This window comes from Streptomyces echinoruber (assembly GCF_014651135.1).
GTDB classification, from domain to species: Bacteria; Actinomycetota; Actinomycetes; order Streptomycetales; family Streptomycetaceae; genus Streptomyces; species Streptomyces echinoruber.
The window spans coordinates 536,487-550,154 of sequence record NZ_BMWH01000001.1 but is presented as its reverse complement, the minus strand read 5'-3'; the positions used below and the strand labels follow the sequence as shown (position 1 = coordinate 550,154).

Annotated in this window: 16 protein-coding genes; 5 read left to right on the top strand and 11 right to left on the bottom strand. The window is 72.0% G+C overall.

Annotation, left to right across the window (positions count from 1 at the left end; translation table 11 throughout):
* Positions 1–2: 2 nt before the first annotated feature.
* Positions 3–749: an SCO2207 family protein gene (locus IE225_RS02280; protein WP_190055549.1), complete on the bottom strand. Its 747-nt coding sequence runs from the start codon at positions 747–749 to the stop codon at positions 3–5.
* A gap of 119 nt (positions 750–868) precedes the next feature.
* Positions 869–1,231: an arsenate reductase family protein gene (locus IE225_RS02275; protein WP_190055548.1), complete on the bottom strand. Its 363-nt coding sequence runs from the start codon at positions 1,229–1,231 to the stop codon at positions 869–871.
* A 305-nt stretch (positions 1,232–1,536) separates the two neighbouring features.
* On the opposite strand from IE225_RS02275, the gene IE225_RS02270 reads away from it, so the two are divergent.
* A complete protein-coding gene (locus IE225_RS02270; RefSeq protein WP_190055547.1) occupies positions 1,537–1,851 on the top strand; it encodes a hypothetical protein in 315 nt (104 codons plus the stop codon).
* A 79-nt stretch (positions 1,852–1,930) separates the two neighbouring features.
* Here IE225_RS02270 and IE225_RS02265 read toward each other — a convergent pair whose 3' ends face one another.
* Positions 1,931–3,118, bottom strand: coding sequence for a winged helix DNA-binding domain-containing protein (locus IE225_RS02265; protein WP_190055546.1), 1,188 nt, complete (start codon positions 3,116–3,118; stop codon positions 1,931–1,933).
* A gap of 165 nt (positions 3,119–3,283) precedes the next feature.
* Between IE225_RS02265 and IE225_RS02260 the strand changes: the two genes are divergently transcribed.
* The gene (locus tag IE225_RS02260) at positions 3,284–3,553 is read left to right on the top strand and encodes a hypothetical protein (RefSeq protein WP_190055545.1); all 270 of its coding nucleotides are present in this window, start codon (positions 3,284–3,286) and stop codon (positions 3,551–3,553) included.
* A 40-nt stretch (positions 3,554–3,593) separates the two neighbouring features.
* Here the strand turns inward: IE225_RS02260 and pspAB are convergent, their stop codons facing one another.
* The 3 genes from pspAB to IE225_RS02245 form a co-directional block, all read right to left on the bottom strand.
* A complete protein-coding gene (gene pspAB, locus IE225_RS02255; protein WP_190055544.1) occupies positions 3,594–4,187 on the bottom strand; it encodes a PspA-associated protein PspAB in 594 nt (197 codons plus the stop codon).
* Positions 4,188–4,189: 2 nt separating this feature from the next.
* Entirely contained in the window at positions 4,190–5,113 is a 924-nt protein-coding gene (gene htpX / locus IE225_RS02250) for a zinc metalloprotease HtpX (protein WP_190055543.1), read from the bottom strand.
* A 128-nt stretch (positions 5,114–5,241) separates the two neighbouring features.
* Positions 5,242–5,577, bottom strand: coding sequence for an SCO2583/SCO2584 N-terminal domain-containing protein (locus IE225_RS02245; protein ID WP_190055542.1), 336 nt, complete (start codon positions 5,575–5,577; stop codon positions 5,242–5,244).
* 406 nt (positions 5,578–5,983) lie between these two features.
* On the opposite strand from IE225_RS02245, the gene IE225_RS02240 reads away from it, so the two are divergent.
* A complete protein-coding gene (locus IE225_RS02240; protein ID WP_229879137.1) occupies positions 5,984–7,297 on the top strand; it encodes an NsdA family TPR-like regulatory protein in 1,314 nt (437 codons plus the stop codon).
* Positions 7,298–7,331: 34 nt separating this feature from the next.
* Positions 7,332–7,832, top strand: a complete 501-nt coding sequence (locus IE225_RS02235; RefSeq protein ID WP_190055541.1) for an NUDIX domain-containing protein — start codon at positions 7,332–7,334, stop codon at positions 7,830–7,832.
* Between the two features lie 304 nt (positions 7,833–8,136).
* Here IE225_RS02235 and glnA read toward each other — a convergent pair whose 3' ends face one another.
* Positions 8,137–9,546 (bottom strand): type I glutamate--ammonia ligase, encoded by a 1,410-nt coding sequence (gene glnA, locus IE225_RS02230; RefSeq protein ID WP_190055540.1) that lies wholly within the window; start codon positions 9,544–9,546, stop codon positions 8,137–8,139.
* A gap of 232 nt (positions 9,547–9,778) precedes the next feature.
* On the opposite strand from glnA, the gene IE225_RS02225 reads away from it, so the two are divergent.
* Positions 9,779–10,246, top strand: coding sequence for an RDD family protein (locus IE225_RS02225; protein ID WP_190055539.1), 468 nt, complete (start codon positions 9,779–9,781; stop codon positions 10,244–10,246).
* A gap of 240 nt (positions 10,247–10,486) precedes the next feature.
* Here the strand turns inward: IE225_RS02225 and IE225_RS02220 are convergent, their stop codons facing one another.
* The 4 genes from IE225_RS02220 to lipB form a co-directional block, all read right to left on the bottom strand.
* On the bottom strand, positions 10,487–11,188 hold the full coding sequence (locus IE225_RS02220; protein WP_190055538.1) for a DUF4191 domain-containing protein: 702 nt from the start codon (positions 11,186–11,188) through the stop codon (positions 10,487–10,489).
* A gap of 117 nt (positions 11,189–11,305) precedes the next feature.
* Positions 11,306–11,506: an SCO2195 family GlnR-regulated protein gene (locus tag IE225_RS02215; RefSeq protein WP_190055537.1), complete on the bottom strand. Its 201-nt coding sequence runs from the start codon at positions 11,504–11,506 to the stop codon at positions 11,306–11,308.
* Positions 11,507–11,801: 295 nt separating this feature from the next.
* Positions 11,802–12,767: a lipoyl synthase gene (gene lipA, locus IE225_RS02210; protein ID WP_190055536.1), complete on the bottom strand. Its 966-nt coding sequence runs from the start codon at positions 12,765–12,767 to the stop codon at positions 11,802–11,804.
* A gap of 84 nt (positions 12,768–12,851) precedes the next feature.
* Positions 12,852–13,652 carry a lipoyl(octanoyl) transferase LipB gene (gene lipB / locus IE225_RS02205; RefSeq protein WP_190055535.1) on the bottom strand — a complete coding sequence of 267 codons (801 nt, stop codon included), beginning with the start codon at positions 13,650–13,652 and terminating at the stop codon, positions 12,852–12,854.
* Between the last annotated feature and the right edge of the window lie 16 nt (positions 13,653–13,668).

Here is a 13,668-nt window from a genome sequence, read left to right as displayed (position 1 = left end):
CCTCACCCCACCTTCTCGATCAGGGCGTGGCGGATGAGGAACTTGCCGGGTTCCCGGACCTGTTCGAAGGCGGCGTTGTTGAGCAGGACGCAACTGCCGGAGACGGAGGTGACCTTCACCGTCGTGGACTTGTTGTTGTCCAGGTTGGTGACCTTCAGCGTGGTCCCGGCCGGGAACTGGTTGCTGGAGGCGGCGGGCGCGCCGGCCTCGCCGGAGAGCGTGACGGTGGAGCCCTTGCAGACCTGCTGGCCGGAGGCCGCACCGCCACCGGCGGCGTTTCCTGCGGAGTCCCCCGAAGAGGAGGGGGATGCGGATTGCGAGGCGGGCGCCGTCTGCGCGGGCTGCGCGCCCTGGCTCGCCTGTCCGGCCTGTCCGGCCTGACCCGCCTGGCCCGCCTGTCCGGCCTGGCTCGCCTGTCCGGCCTGGCCCGCCTGACCGGCCTGCGCCGACTCACCGACCACGCAGCCGGACGCCTCCTGCTTGCGCTTGATCTCGGCGACCACCGCCTCGCGGTTGGCGATCCGTGCGGCGGACTGCGCGTCCGGGTGGGCACGCTGGTCCTCGATGAACCGCTGGTTGTTGCCGAGCGCGGTGGCGAGTCCCTGGCAGACGGCCGACTCCGCGGCGGTCTGCGGCTGCGCGGCGTTCGAGGCGCCCGCCAGGGCGAAGGCCCCGCCGCCCGCCATCGCCGCCGCGCCGGCCAGCAACGCCAGCTTCTTTCCCGTACTGAGCTTTCGCCTGCGCGACATGCGCACCTCCGGACGAGGTAGGGGAGCGTACGCCGCTATGTACGAGATATCGAACGGGATTGCTCAGGGAGCGGCCGGGACCGTGAAGTGACCTCTGCCACAAAGGAGATGACGGAAGGTCAGCCCCGGGACAGCGCCTCCCGTACCGCCTCCTCGGTCCGGGCCACCACCGCCGTGCCGTCGTCCGCCGTGATGATCGGGCGCTGGATCAGCTTCGGGTGCTCGGCCAGGGCCTTGATCCACCGGTCGCGCGCGGAGTCGTCCCGCGGCCAGTCCCGCACGCCGAGTTCCTCGGCGGCGGCCTCCTGGGTGCGGGTGATGTCCCAGGGCTCCAGGCCCAGGCGGTCGAGGACGTCCCGGAGCTCGTCCTCGGTGGGCACGTCCTCCAGGTAGCGGCGGACCGTGTAGTCGGCGCCCTCGGCGTCGAGCAGGGTCAGGGCGCTGCGGCACTTGGAACAGGCCGGGTTGATCCAGATCTCCATGCGGCCCACGGTACGGGACGCACGCCGGTGTTCCGGGTAGGGGGCGACGTTCCGGGCGGCGGGCCGGGCGACGCTCCTGGCGGCGTTCCGGGGCGGTGCGCCGGACGCCTTGTTCGAATTTCCAGCCGTCCCGTCCGCCCCTTCTCCAACCGTTGTGACGCCGCGCTGTTTCCCGCTCTGAGCTGCGGATTCGTCGACTTCACGGACCCTGCCATTGTCAGTGCCGGGCCGTACACTGGACGTAGTGTTCGAACGGGTGTGGCCGGGCTGTCCGGCGGCGCCCCGACCGTGACAGGAGGATGCCCGTGCCCGCTGCCGCAGCGAAGCCGAAGCCCCTGCCCACCCAGTCGACCGCCCGGCGCCCAGTCCTCCTGGACATGCCCTACGCGCCCGTGGAGAAGCGCCCGCTGCCGCCCGGCCGCCCGCGCGAGTGGTACGTGACGCACAACCGCCGGCTGAAGGCCATGCGGCTCGCCATCGCCCTGCTCGACCTGGGCGTGTACGTGCCCCACCAGGCGTCCGACGAGGTGATCCGGCACGCCGCCGAGCTGATAGGCGTGCACCCGCCGTCCGCCACGACCTGCCACATGGTGCGGGCGCTGATGAGGTACAGCCGATGAGCCGCTGAGGTACAGCCGGTGAGCCGCGCCCGGTGAACCGCCGGCGCCGGGTGCCCCGCGCGGCGCCCGGCGCCGGCGCCTACGCCGACAGTTCCCGCTCCAGCGGCGTGCGGAAGCGGGGCGTCACCCGCGTGACGCCGACCCAGCCGCGCAGCCGCTCCGCCTCCCGCTCGATCGCCGCCTTCGCCTCCCGGCCCACGCCCTCGGGGGCGAGGACGCGCCAGACGATCTCCCCGTCGGGCCGCTGCGCCCAGCCGCCGATCACCCGGCCGTTCCACCACACCGTCGGGCCGATGTTGCCGCTGCGGTCGACCAGGGCGGGCCGCAGACCGGGGGAGAGGTACCAGTCGCGTTGCTGCCAGCCCATCACCGTCGGGTCGAGGGCGGGCAGCAGCGCCGCCCACGGCTCGACGGCGGACGGCGCGACCGGACCGGTGTCGCCGGCGATGACGTACCCCGTGCCCTCGTCGAGGTCGACCTCCCGCACCCCGATCGCCGCGAGCGCCCGCCGCACCTCGGTCACCCGCCAGCCCGTCCACCACTTCAGGTCCGCCTCGGTCGCCGGACCGCAGGCCGTCAGCCACCGGCGCAGCAGCTCCGCCTGCGCCTCGCCGGTGTCGAGCTCGGGGTGCCCGGGCGCGAGCGCCCACCGGAACTGGCCGGACGTCCAGGAGCCGAGCGGACGGCCCCGGACCACCTTCCCCTCCGTGCCCAGCACCTTCAGCAGCCGTGTCGAGACGGTGTGCACGCCCTCGTAGGGCTTCCCGGCCGCGTACCCGAACCGCTCCCGCAGCCGCGGCTCGTCCCGCGCCAGCTCGGCCGCCGTGGCCTGCCCGCGCCGGGCCAGCGCGGCCAGCGTGGCGGCCTCGACCTCCGCGAGCCAGGCCGCGTCCGGCGCCCCGGCCTCCGCCATGTGCCGCAGCAGGGCCGCACGCTCCCGCGCGGCGACGGTCCGGCCGGTCGAGGCGTGCACCACGCCGGTCAGCTCCGCGGGGAAGACGAACACCGTGTGCCGCATGCCGTGCATCCGCACCAGCGTGCGGTCCTCGTACAGCGCCCGCTCCGTCTCCGCGACCGTCTTCACCGGCTCCCTCAGACGCGCGCCCACCGCCAGGTACACCGTCGCCGGGTCCGTGCCGTGCAGGGCGACCAACGCGTCGGCCACCTCCTCGGGCCCCGCCGCCCGCGCCGCCCCCACCAGCCGGTGCCGCACCCCCAGCCGCGCCCGCCGCTCCGCCGCGCCGACGTACCGCCGTCCCGCACCCATGCCGACCTCCGTTCCGTGCCGCGTCCTCTCCCGCATCCTGGCGCATCCCACTGACAGCCGGAGGGCGGGAGAAATGGGGATGCAGGCCGCATCGCCGCCTCCCTACGCTGGGGAGCCCCGCGAGAGGCCGAGGAGGCCGGGAGAAGAGAGAGGGGAGGGAGACCCATGGGTGCCATCGTCCTGTCCGCCGCCGTCGTGCTGGTCCTGCTCGGGTTCGGCAACCACCTGTGGTGGCTCGTCGCGGTCGCCCTGCTCTTCCTGTACGTGCGGTACGGGCCCGGCGCGTCCGCCGCGCCCCCGCCGGCCGGCGGCGCGGCCCCGGCGACGTACCGGGACTACCGCGAGCGCCGGGACCGGCAGGCCAGGTGGGAGCGGCGCTACCGCCGCGAGCGCCCCTTCGAGGCCCGCCGTCAGGAGCGCGAGAAGAGCAGGTGACCCTGCGACTGCGACTGCGGCCGCGGCCGGTGGTGACGTCTCACAGCCCGGGCGCGCCCCACACCGGGAACCAGCGGCTCAGGTCCGGTTCGAGCCGCAGGTCGTTCGCGAGGGCCGCCCTCACCTCCAGCTCCAGGGCGTTGTCGCGCCGCTGCACCTGGCCGGGCAGCGGCGCGAACGGGTAGAAGGTGCCGCGCTTGTACAGGTACACCAGGGCCAGTCGCCGGGCCGGATCGCTGCCGCGCCGCTCGAACCCGGCCAGGGAGCACAGCAGTTGCGGGCCGAAGCCGTTGGCCTCCAGGGAGCTGTTCACCGCGTGCAGGTCGTTGACCAGCTCCGGCAGCTCGTCGGGGGAGCGGCGGGAGACCAGCCAGGAGTAGCCGTACTCGTCCTGTCGCAGCTCCACCGGCGACCCGCCGCGGCCGGTGTCGGCGTCGAGCAGCGCCCGCATCTCGCGGTGCGTCTGCTCGAAGGCCGCGCCCTCCACGGTGGCGAAGCACACCGCGCCCTGCCCGGTCGGCGTGAAGCCGGCCGCCGCCTCCAGGGTCACGGCGGCCGACGGCAGGGCGAAGAGCCGGTCCAGGTCGGGCGCGGCCGGCCTGGACCGGCCGAGCAGGATGTCGAGGAACCCCATCCTCAGTCCGCCTTCCCCGGCGCCGCGGCCTCGCCCAGCTCCGCGGAGATCCGCCCCAGTTGCTCCAGCCGCTGCTCGAGCGTCGGGTGGGTGGAGAAGATCCGCTCGAAGCCGGACCCGGAGCCCGTCGCCGGGGTGAAGTAGAACGCGTTGAACGCCTGCGCCGTGCGCAGGTCCTTCGACGGGATGCGGGCGATGTCGCCGGAGACCTTGGTCAGCGCCGCCGCCAGTGCCGAGGGCCGCCCGGTCAGCAGCGCGGCCGCCCGGTCCGCGGCCAGCTCCCGGTACCGCGACAGCGCCCGGATCAGCAGGTAGCTCAGCGCGTACACGGCCGCGGAGACGCCGATCACGGCGGCGAACACGGCGACCGTGTTCTGGTCCTTGCGGCCGCGGCCCCCGAACAGCTGCGAGTAGAACGCGAACCGCACGACCAGCCCGGCGATCACCCCGAGGAACGACGCCACGGTGATCACCGCGACGTCCTTGTGCGCCACGTGCGACAGCTCGTGCGCCAGCACGCCCTCCAGCTCCGCCGGCTCCAGGCGGCGCAGCAGCCCGGTGGTGACGCAGACCACGGCGTTGTCGGCGTTGCGCCCGGTGGCGAACGCGTTGGGCATGTCCATGTCGGACACGGCGACCACGGGGCGGGGCATGTCAGCCATCGCGCACAGCCGGTCGACCACCGCGTGCAGCTCCGGGTACTCCTCGCGCTCCACGACCCGCCCGTGCATCGCGAACAGCGCGATGCGGTCGGAGAACCAGTACTGCGCGCCCAGCAGCACCGCCGCGAGCACCACGACGAGCACCCAGGACTTCAGCAGCACGATCAGCGCCGCGACGAATCCGACGTAGAGCAACCCGAGCAGGAACAGCGTGATCCCCATGCGCGCCGTCAGCCGCCGGTCGCTTCGGAAGCGGCTCCGCATCTGCATCACCCCGCAGTCAGGCACGTCGGCACGTGCCGTGCTCGCGCACTCGCCCCGCATCCAGTGTGCACCCGCGGGTGCCCATGGCGGGGTCGTGATCAGGTCCGGTCGCGGCACAGGCCGGGCGGTCAGTACGGGCCGCGGACACCGGCGTATCCCAGCAGCACGATGAGCACCGCGATCCCGCCGAGCACGATCAGCACCGACACCCACGGCGACCGCGTCCCCGGCCGCGACCACGACCGCGCCTGCGACCACGACCGTGCCTGCGACCGCGGCCTTCTCGGCCGTATGCGCGACCGCCGCCGCACCGGGTCCGGGTCGGGGCGGAACGGCACCGGTCCGGGCGGGTCGTGCTTCCAGCGCGCGGCCAGCATCCGGGCACGGGCGGAGGGCTCCTTGTGCCGGGCCTCACGCACCCACGCGTGATCGAACTCCCGCTCCAGGTCGTCGTGCTCGGCCATCCCCGTCCACCTCTCCCCTCCCGCAGCGCACGCAGAGGGCTGTGCCCCCGCCGTCAGAAGAACGGCGGGGGCACAGCCCGAGTTCCCGGGAACGCTCCCCGGGGGAGCCTCACACGGCGTCGATCACACGTCGAAGTACAGCTCGACAAAACTCCCGACCTGCGCAGATGGATGGCGTCCCGCTGGTTGGTGCAGCCGATCAAGCCGCAGGTGTGCGCCGGGGCGCGTGCGCACGTAGGTTCCGCTCCCTGCCGGTGGAGCGGGCCACCGCGCAACGCTCCCTGAGATAAAGATCAGTTCAACCCGGGAGACCCACGATGGTCCTGTCCCAGCATGACTTGCTCCGCCTGCTGGAGCCGCTACGTTCAGCGGACGGCTCGAACGGGTCCGGTCGGCGGCTGAGCGCATGCTGCGCAGGAACTCAGCGAGGCCGAGGCCGCCGCGAAGACCGGCGCGGAGTGGAACGAGCCACACCGAGACCCGCACCGCCTACCGGTCGGCGATCTCCCACTGGGTCAACGGCACGCGTCAGCCCACCGGACGGACCGGCCATTACCTGGCGGAGGCCCTCTCCCGCCGGGCCGGCCGCACCGTCACCCTCACCGAGATCGGCCTGCGCGACCCCGAGGCCGCCGTCCCCGACGACCCCGACCCCGTCGTCACGGTCACCGACCTGGGCCGCGCCGACATGGAACGACGCCGCTTCCTCGCCGTGGCCGCCTTCACCACCGCAGGCGTGGCCATGCCCCTGGCCTACGACCACGAAGCCGTATCCCGCATGCTCCGCGCACGCACCGGCAGGACCCTTGTCGGGGCGGAAGACGTCGACGTGGTCCGCCAGAGCACGACCGCGTTCAGCGCGGCCGACGAACGCCTGGGCGGCGGCCACGGGCTCACCACCGTCACCGCCTACCTCGCCGACACCGCCGCCCCCATGCTGCGCGCCCGCTTCGCCACAGAAGCCTTACGCCGGGCCGCCTTCGGCGCCGTCGCCGAACTGGCCTACCTCGCGGGCTGGAAACACCACGACCTCGGCCAGGAAGGCGCCGCCCAGCGCTACTACCAGGTCGGCTACCAACTCGCCTGCGAAGCCGACCCGCACGGCCACGCCGCCTGGATGATGCGCGCCCTCGCCCACCAGGCCCTCAGCCTCAAGCAGCCCCACCACTGCGTCGACCTCGTCGAAGGCGCCCTCAGCCGCGGACTCGGCCACGTCGACGGCCAGACCGAGGCACTGCTCCACATCACCCACGCCCGCGCCTTCGCCGCCGTCAACGAGAAACCCGCAGCGGCCCGCGCCCTCCTCGCCGCTGAAGACGCCCTGCTCCGCGATGACGGCCCCCAGCCCAGCTTCTCCCTCGTCAGCGGACCCGCCGCCGGCACCGTCGCCAGCCACACGGCCCGCACCCTCACCGACCTCGCCGATCACGTCGGAACCGAGCAACAGCACCGCGACGCGCTCCTCCGCTGGGACCCCGTGAAGTACAAGCGCGTCCACGCCCTCACCTACGCCGACCTCGGCGACAGCCTCGCCGCCCAGGCCCGCGCCGACGAAGCCGTCGCCGCCTGGAGCGAGGCCCTCACACTGATGGACGGCATGACCTCCGACCGTACCCGCAAGGCGATCACCTCCATCCGATCGACCTTGGCGGTCTACCAGCGGCGCAAAGTGCCCGGCGCCGCGGAACTCGCCCGTCGTGCACGCGAAGCACTGGCCTAAGCTGCCCACAACCGGCCGACGAAGGGACGTAACCGTGGCTCAGCCGCAGACCGACGACCACCCCAAGGCCCTCTCGCCCGCCCTCGCATCCATGACCCTGCTGGTCGCCGCCGTCATCGTCCACGACAAGGCCACCAACCGCGTGGTCCTCCTCCAGCGCAGCCAGAACGCCAAGTTCGCCCAGGGCATGTGGGACCTCCCCGTCGGCAAGAGCGAACCAGGCGAGCCCATCACCGAAACCGCCGTCCGCGAGCTGTACGAGGAGACCGGCCTGACGGTAAAGCCCGAGTCGCTCAAGGTCGCCCACATCATCCACGGCGCCTGGGGCGTCGAAGCCCCCAACGGCTTCCTCACGGTCGTCTTCGTCGCCCACGAGTGGTCCGGCGAGCCCGAGAACCGCGAACCCCGTAAGCACGCCCAAGTCCGCTGGGTCCACGCCGACGCCATTCCCGAGGAATTCGTGGAGACCACCGCCAGCGCCCTCCACCGCTACCTGACCGGTGGGCCACAGGTGTCCTTGGACGGTTGGGACTGAAGACCTGGGCGCAGAGATCGCTGGGGCCGGACCTACGCAGGTCACCGACCTGGCCCCTTGCCAGGAGACCAAGAAGGCTGCCGCCGCACACAGAGCCTGGACGAGCCGGCGAGGGCCGCTACCCCGACCATGGGGTAGCGGCCCTCGCTGTGTTCTTGGCACTGAGCCGGGGAAGCGGCCGGATGGTGCACGCTTGGTGCACAAGGGGCCGGAGAGCAGACGGCAACCGCGAGAACTATTGAGAAAAGTTCGCGGGTCACAGCCTGTTTACTGGATCTCCGCCCAGGGCGCCCGGCCCCGCTTCTCACACGTCGAAGTAGAGCTCGAACTCGTGCGGGTGCGGGCGCAGCTGCAGCGGGGCGATCTCGTTGCTGCGCTTGTAGTCGATCCAGGTCTCGATCAGGTCGGCGGTGAACACGTCGCCCTGGAGCAGGAACTCGTGGTCGGCCTCGAGGGCGTCGAGGACGGCCGACAGGGAGGTCGGGACCTGCGGGACGTTGGCGTGCTCCTCCGGGGGCAGCTCGTAGAGGTCCTTGTCGATCGGCTCGGCCGGCTCGATCTTGTTCTTGATGCCGTCCAGGCCGGCCAGCAGCAGCGCGGAGAAGGCCAGGTAGGGGTTGCCGGAGGAGTCCGGGGCGCGGAACTCGATGCGCTTGGCCTTCGGGTTGGAGCCGGTGATCGGGATGCGGATCGCGGCGGAGCGGTTGCGCTGCGAGTACACCAGGTTCACCGGCGCCTCGAAGCCCGGGACCAGGCGGTGGTAGGAGTTCACCGTCGGGTTGGTGAACGCCAGCAGCGCCGGGGCGTGCTTGAGGATGCCGCCGATGTAGTAGCGGGCGGTGTCGGACAGGCCGGCGTAGCCCTGCTCGTCGTAGAAGAGCGGCTCGCCGCCCAGCCACAGGGACTGGTGGACGTGCATGCCCGAGCCGTTGTCGCCGAAGATCGGCTTCGGCATGAAGGTCGCCGTCTTGCCGTTGCGCCAGGCGACGTTCTTCACGATGTACTTGAAGAGCTGGAGGTCGTCGGCGGCGGCCAGCAGCGTGTTGAACTTGTAGTTGATCTCGGCCTGGCCGGCGGTGCCCACCTCGTGGTGCTGGCGCTCGACCTTCAGGCCGGCCCGCTCCAGCTCCAGGGTGATCTCGGCGCGCAGGTCGGCGAAGTGGTCGACCGGCGGGACCGGGAAGTAGCCGCCCTTGTAGCGGACCTTGTAGCCGCGGTTGTCCTCCAGCGCACCGGTGTTCCAGGCGCCGGCCTCGGAGTCGATGTGGTAGAAGGACTCGTTCGCGCTGGTCGCGAAGCGGACGCTGTCGAAGACGTAGAACTCGGCCTCGGGACCGAAGAACGCGGTGTCGGCGATGCCGGTGGAGGCGAGGTACGCCTCGGCCTTCTTCGCCACGTTGCGCGGGTCACGGGAGTACTGCTCGCCCGTGATCGGGTCGTGGATGAAGAAGTTGATGTTGAGCGTCTTGTCCTTGCGGAACGGGTCGACCCGGGCGGTGGACAGGTCCGCACGCAGCGCCATGTCGGACTCGTGGATGGCCTGGAAACCGCGGATCGACGACCCGTCGAAGGCCAGCTCGTCGTCCGGGTCGAACGCCTCGACCGGCACCGTGAAGTGCTGCATGATGCCGGGCAGGTCGCAGAACCGGACGTCGATGAACTTGACGTCCTCGTCCGCGATGAACTTCTTGGCCTCGTCGGCGTTCTGGAACATCCAGCTCCTCCTACTCCCGGACCCGTCCGTACCGGGGTGGTAGTTCGTTCGTGCGGCCAGTGCGGTGGCACACGCTGGCCTCGACCCTAGGGGCGGGTGATTTCTCGTGCGTGACCCGTTTGTTTCGCAGAAGTTAACCGGCCCGGCGCCGGCGGCGGCCGCGCACACCCCGGGGAACCCCGGCTACACCCCGGCGCGCCCCGGGTCCGCACCCGGGCAGTACCGTGGACGCGTGGACAAGAGGCAAGCAGTCGGATCGTGGCTCTCCGGGCCCCGCGCGGCCCTGGAGGAGGCCGGAGCGGACTTCGGGTACCGGGGCCGGCAGCTCGGCCTGCCGGAGCAGGGGCCGGGGTCGATCGCCCGGCCCGGGCGGCGGCTGGGCGCCCTCGCCGTCGACTGGGCCCTGTGCATGCTGATCGCATACGGTCTCATCACCCACGGCTACGACCAGGCGACCGGCAACTGGGCCCTGCTCGTCTTCCTCGTCCTCGGCATCCTCACGGTCGGCACGGTCGGCTTCACCCCCGGCAAGCGTCTGTTCGGCCTGCGGGTGGTCGCCGTCGCCTCCGGCCGCGTGGAGCCGCTGCGGGCGCTGCTGCGCACGGTCCTGCTGTGTCTGGCGATCCCGGCCCTGATCTGGGACCGCGACGGGCGCGGGCTGCACGACCGGCTGGCCGGGACGGTCGAGGTACGGATCTGACGGGACGGTCGAGGTACGGATCTGACGGGCGTCCGGCTTCCGCGAAGGCGCCCGGCGGGTACGGTTCCGACGGACACGGACACGGACACGGACACGGGCACGGACACAGGCGCGGGCGCGGACACAGGCCCGACGGACACAGGCGCAGACGCGGACACCGCACCTACGGCGAGGGGGCGCCCGGAGATACCGGGCGCCCCCTCGCCGTAGGCGGTGCGCTTCCCGTCGTGGCCGGTGCGCTCAGCGCAGTCGCGGCCCGCCCTTCGGCATCCGCATGCCCTTGGGCAGCGGGCCCTTGGGCAGCGGCATGTTGCTCATCAGGTCGCCGAGGGCGCGCAGCCGGTCGTTGGTGGCGGTGACCTGCGGGCCGGTCAGCACGCGCGGCAGCTTGAGCATCGTGGTGCGCAGCTTCTTCAGCTCGACCTGGCCCTCGCCGTTGCCGATGATGATGTCGTGCACCGGCACGTCGGCGACGATGCGGTTCATCTTCTTCTTCTCGGCGGCGAGCAGGGACTTCACCCGGTTCGGGTTGCCCTCGGCGACCAGCACGATGCCGGCCTTGCCGACCGCGCGGTGCACCACGTCCTGGTTGCGGTTCATCGCCACCGCCGGCGTCGTGGTCCAGCCCCGGCCGATGTTGTCCAGCACCGCCGCGGCCGCGCCCGGCTGCCCCTCCATCTGTCCGAAGGCGGCGCGTTCGGCCCGGCGTCCGAAGACGATCGCCGTCGCGAGGAGGGCGAGCAGCAGACCGAGGATGCCCAGGTAGACCGGGTGGCCGATCAGGAAGCCGATCGCGAGGAGGACGCCGAAGGTGACGATGCCCACGGCCGCGAGCACCAGGCCGATCCTCGGATCGACCTTGCGGGTCATCCGGTAGGTGAGGGCGATCTGCTTCAGTCGCCCCGGGTTCGCAGCGTCCGCTGCAGTTTCCTTCCTCGCCATGGCACGCAGTCTACGTGGCCCCGGCAGGCGCCGACGACGGCGGTGCCCCGTCCGCGGGCGCGGCGGGCGCGGCCGGCCACGAACGGTCGCGGACGTCCGCGGACGGCCGCGGGGCGGTCAGGAGCGGGAGGCGAAGTGCTGCTCCAGGACGCGCTGCGCCTCGACGCGGTCCTTGGCGCGGCGGCGGTCCTCCAGGACGGACGTCCACGCGTTGCGCCGGGCCGTGCGCTGGCCGCCCCTCATGAGCAGCGACTCGACGGCGCGCAGGGCCTCGGTGAAGGACGGAATCGCTGTGGCTCGGACGGGTGCGGCCTGCATGAGAGGTCCCCCCTCGAAACGGCTTCGGGTATGGCGGTGCACGTGGCGGTACACGCTGTGAGGCCAGCGTCACTGATTGGTGTTACCAGGGCGTGACCGGCGGGTCAAACGGCCGTGAAGCCCCGGCGGGCGGCCGTGGAACGGCGGCGCGGCCCTGGTCACCGCCCTCATCTGGGACGATGGCCGGGACCGCGCGGATCCGGTCGCTACTCGCGAGTAGGTTCTTGTGCGTGAGTTCACACGCCTGCCCCGCGCCCGGCGGGGCAGAACGGGTGAGGCAACGGGTGACGCTCCGTCAGACTGCCTGTGCGGCGACGTACTCCCCGCGCTTCTCGATCGCCATCTGGTACAGGCGGCCGGCGCGGTAGGAGGAGCGGACCAGCGGGCCGGACATCACGCCGGAGAAGCCGATCCGCTCGGCCTCCTCCTTCAGCTCCACGAACTCCTGCGGCTTGACCCAGCGCTCCACCGGGTGGTGGCGCACGGACGGGCGCAGGTACTGGGTGATGGTGACCAGCTCGCAGCCCGCCTCGTGCAGGTCGCGCAGCGCCTCGACGACCTCCTCACGGGTCTCGCCCATGCCGAGGATCAGGTTCGACTTGGTGACCAGGCCGTACTCGCGGGCCATGGTCAGCACCTTCAGGGAGCGCTCGTAGCGGAAGCCGGGCCGGATGCGCTTGAAGATCCGCGGGACCGTCTCGATGTTGTGCGCGAAGACCTCCGGGCGGGCGGAGAAGACCTCCTGGAGCTGCTCCGGGTCGGCGTTGAAGTCCGGGGCGAGCAACTCGACCTTGGTGTGGCCGCCCTCGCGGCCGGCAGTTTGCTGGTGGATCTGCCGGACGGTCTCGGCGTACAGCCAGGCGCCGCCGTCCTCCAGGTCGTCGCGGGCGACACCGGTGACGGTGGCGTAGTTGAGGTCCATCGCGACCACGGACTCGCCCACGCGGCGCGGCTCGTCGCGGTCCAGCGCCTGCGGCTTGCCGGTGTCGATCTGGCAGAAGTCGCAGCGCCGGGTGCACTGGTCGCCGCCGATGAGGAAGGTGGCCTCGCGGTCCTCCCAGCACTCGTAGATGTTCGGGCAGCCGGCTTCCTGGCAGACCGTGTGCAGGCCCTCGCTCTTGACGAGGTTCTGCATCTTCGTGTACTCGGGGCCCATTTTCGCCCGGGTCTTGATCCACTCGGGCTTGCGCTCGATGGGGGTCTGGCTGTTGCGGACCTCCAGGCGCAGCAACTTGCGTCCGTCGGGTGCGACTGCGGACACGTCGGCTCCCTAGCGATTGATTCCTCGGCGTATCTCAGGGTACGCCCGTCGTTTCGGTGGCCCGGTGGCGGCCGGGCCCGGTGGTCAGGCCGCCGGGGTCCTCTCGACCTCCCGCGGCTTGAGTTCGGCGTTGCCCAGCACCTCGCGCAGGTGGCGCTCCACCACCGGCAGCACGTCCTGGACGGTGATGTCGCGGCCGAGTTCGTGGGCGAGGGAGGTGACGCCGGCGTCGCGGATGCCGCAGGGGATGATCCGGTCGAACCAGGTGGTGTCGGGGTTCACGTTGAGCGCGAACCCGTGCATCGTGACGCCCTTGGCCACGCGCACGCCGATCGCCGCCAGCTTGCGGTCCTCGCGCCGCTGGCCGGCGTTGGAGGGCGCGTACTCGGGGCCGTTGAGGCGCGGGTCGAACTCCTCGTCGTGCAGGCGGGGGTCGAAGTCCAGGGAGAGGCCGCCGAGGGACGGCCGCTGCTCGATCGGGTCGCCCAGCACCCACACGCCGCTGCGGCCCTCGACCCGGGTGGTCTCGAGGCCGAACTCCGCGCAGGTGCGGATCAGGGCCTCCTCCAGGCGCCGCACGTGCGCGACGACGTCCACCGGGCGCGGCAGCTTCTGGATGGGGTAGCCGACCAGCTGGCCCGGGCCGTGCCAGGTGATCTTGCCGCCGCGGTCGACGTCGATCACGGGGGTGCCGTCCAGCGGGCGCTCGCTGTCGGCCGTGCGCCGGCCCGCCGTGTACACCGGGGGATGCTCCAGCAGCAGCACGGTGTCGGGGATCTCGTCCGCGAACCGGGCCGCGTGCACGCGGCGCTGCTCCTCCCAGGCGACCTGGTAGTCGACGGCGTCCGCACCGAACCCCAGGTGGACGAACCGCACCTCACTCACGGCAAGCGCCTCCCTC

Excerpts from the sequence above, each read along its gene's own strand:
- IE225_RS02260 (WP_190055545.1), top strand. The coding sequence starts at position 3,284 with ATGGGTGCCATCGTCCTGTCCGCCGCCGTCGTGCTGGTCCTGCTCGGG.
- pspAB (WP_190055544.1), bottom strand. The coding sequence starts at position 4,187 with ATGGGGTTCCTCGACATCCTGCTCGGCCGGTCCAGGCCGGCCGCGCCC.
- glnA (WP_190055540.1), bottom strand. The coding sequence starts at position 9,546 with ATGTTCCAGAACGCCGACGAGGCCAAGAAGTTCATCGCGGACGAGGAC.
- IE225_RS02265 (WP_190055546.1), bottom strand. The coding sequence starts at position 3,118 with ATGGGTGCGGGACGGCGGTACGTCGGCGCGGCGGAGCGGCGGGCGCGG.
- IE225_RS02240 (WP_229879137.1), top strand. The coding sequence starts at position 5,984 with ATGCTGCGCAGGAACTCAGCGAGGCCGAGGCCGCCGCGAAGACCGGCG.
- IE225_RS02275 (WP_190055548.1), bottom strand. The coding sequence starts at position 1,231 with ATGGAGATCTGGATCAACCCGGCCTGTTCCAAGTGCCGCAGCGCCCTG.
- IE225_RS02280 (WP_190055549.1), bottom strand. The coding sequence starts at position 749 with ATGTCGCGCAGGCGAAAGCTCAGTACGGGAAAGAAGCTGGCGTTGCTG.
- IE225_RS02220 (WP_190055538.1), bottom strand. The coding sequence starts at position 11,188 with ATGGCGAGGAAGGAAACTGCAGCGGACGCTGCGAACCCGGGGCGACTG.
- htpX (WP_190055543.1), bottom strand. The coding sequence starts at position 5,113 with ATGCGGAGCCGCTTCCGAAGCGACCGGCGGCTGACGGCGCGCATGGGG.
- IE225_RS02215 (WP_190055537.1), bottom strand. The coding sequence starts at position 11,506 with ATGCAGGCCGCACCCGTCCGAGCCACAGCGATTCCGTCCTTCACCGAG.
- IE225_RS02245 (WP_190055542.1), bottom strand. The coding sequence starts at position 5,577 with ATGGCCGAGCACGACGACCTGGAGCGGGAGTTCGATCACGCGTGGGTG.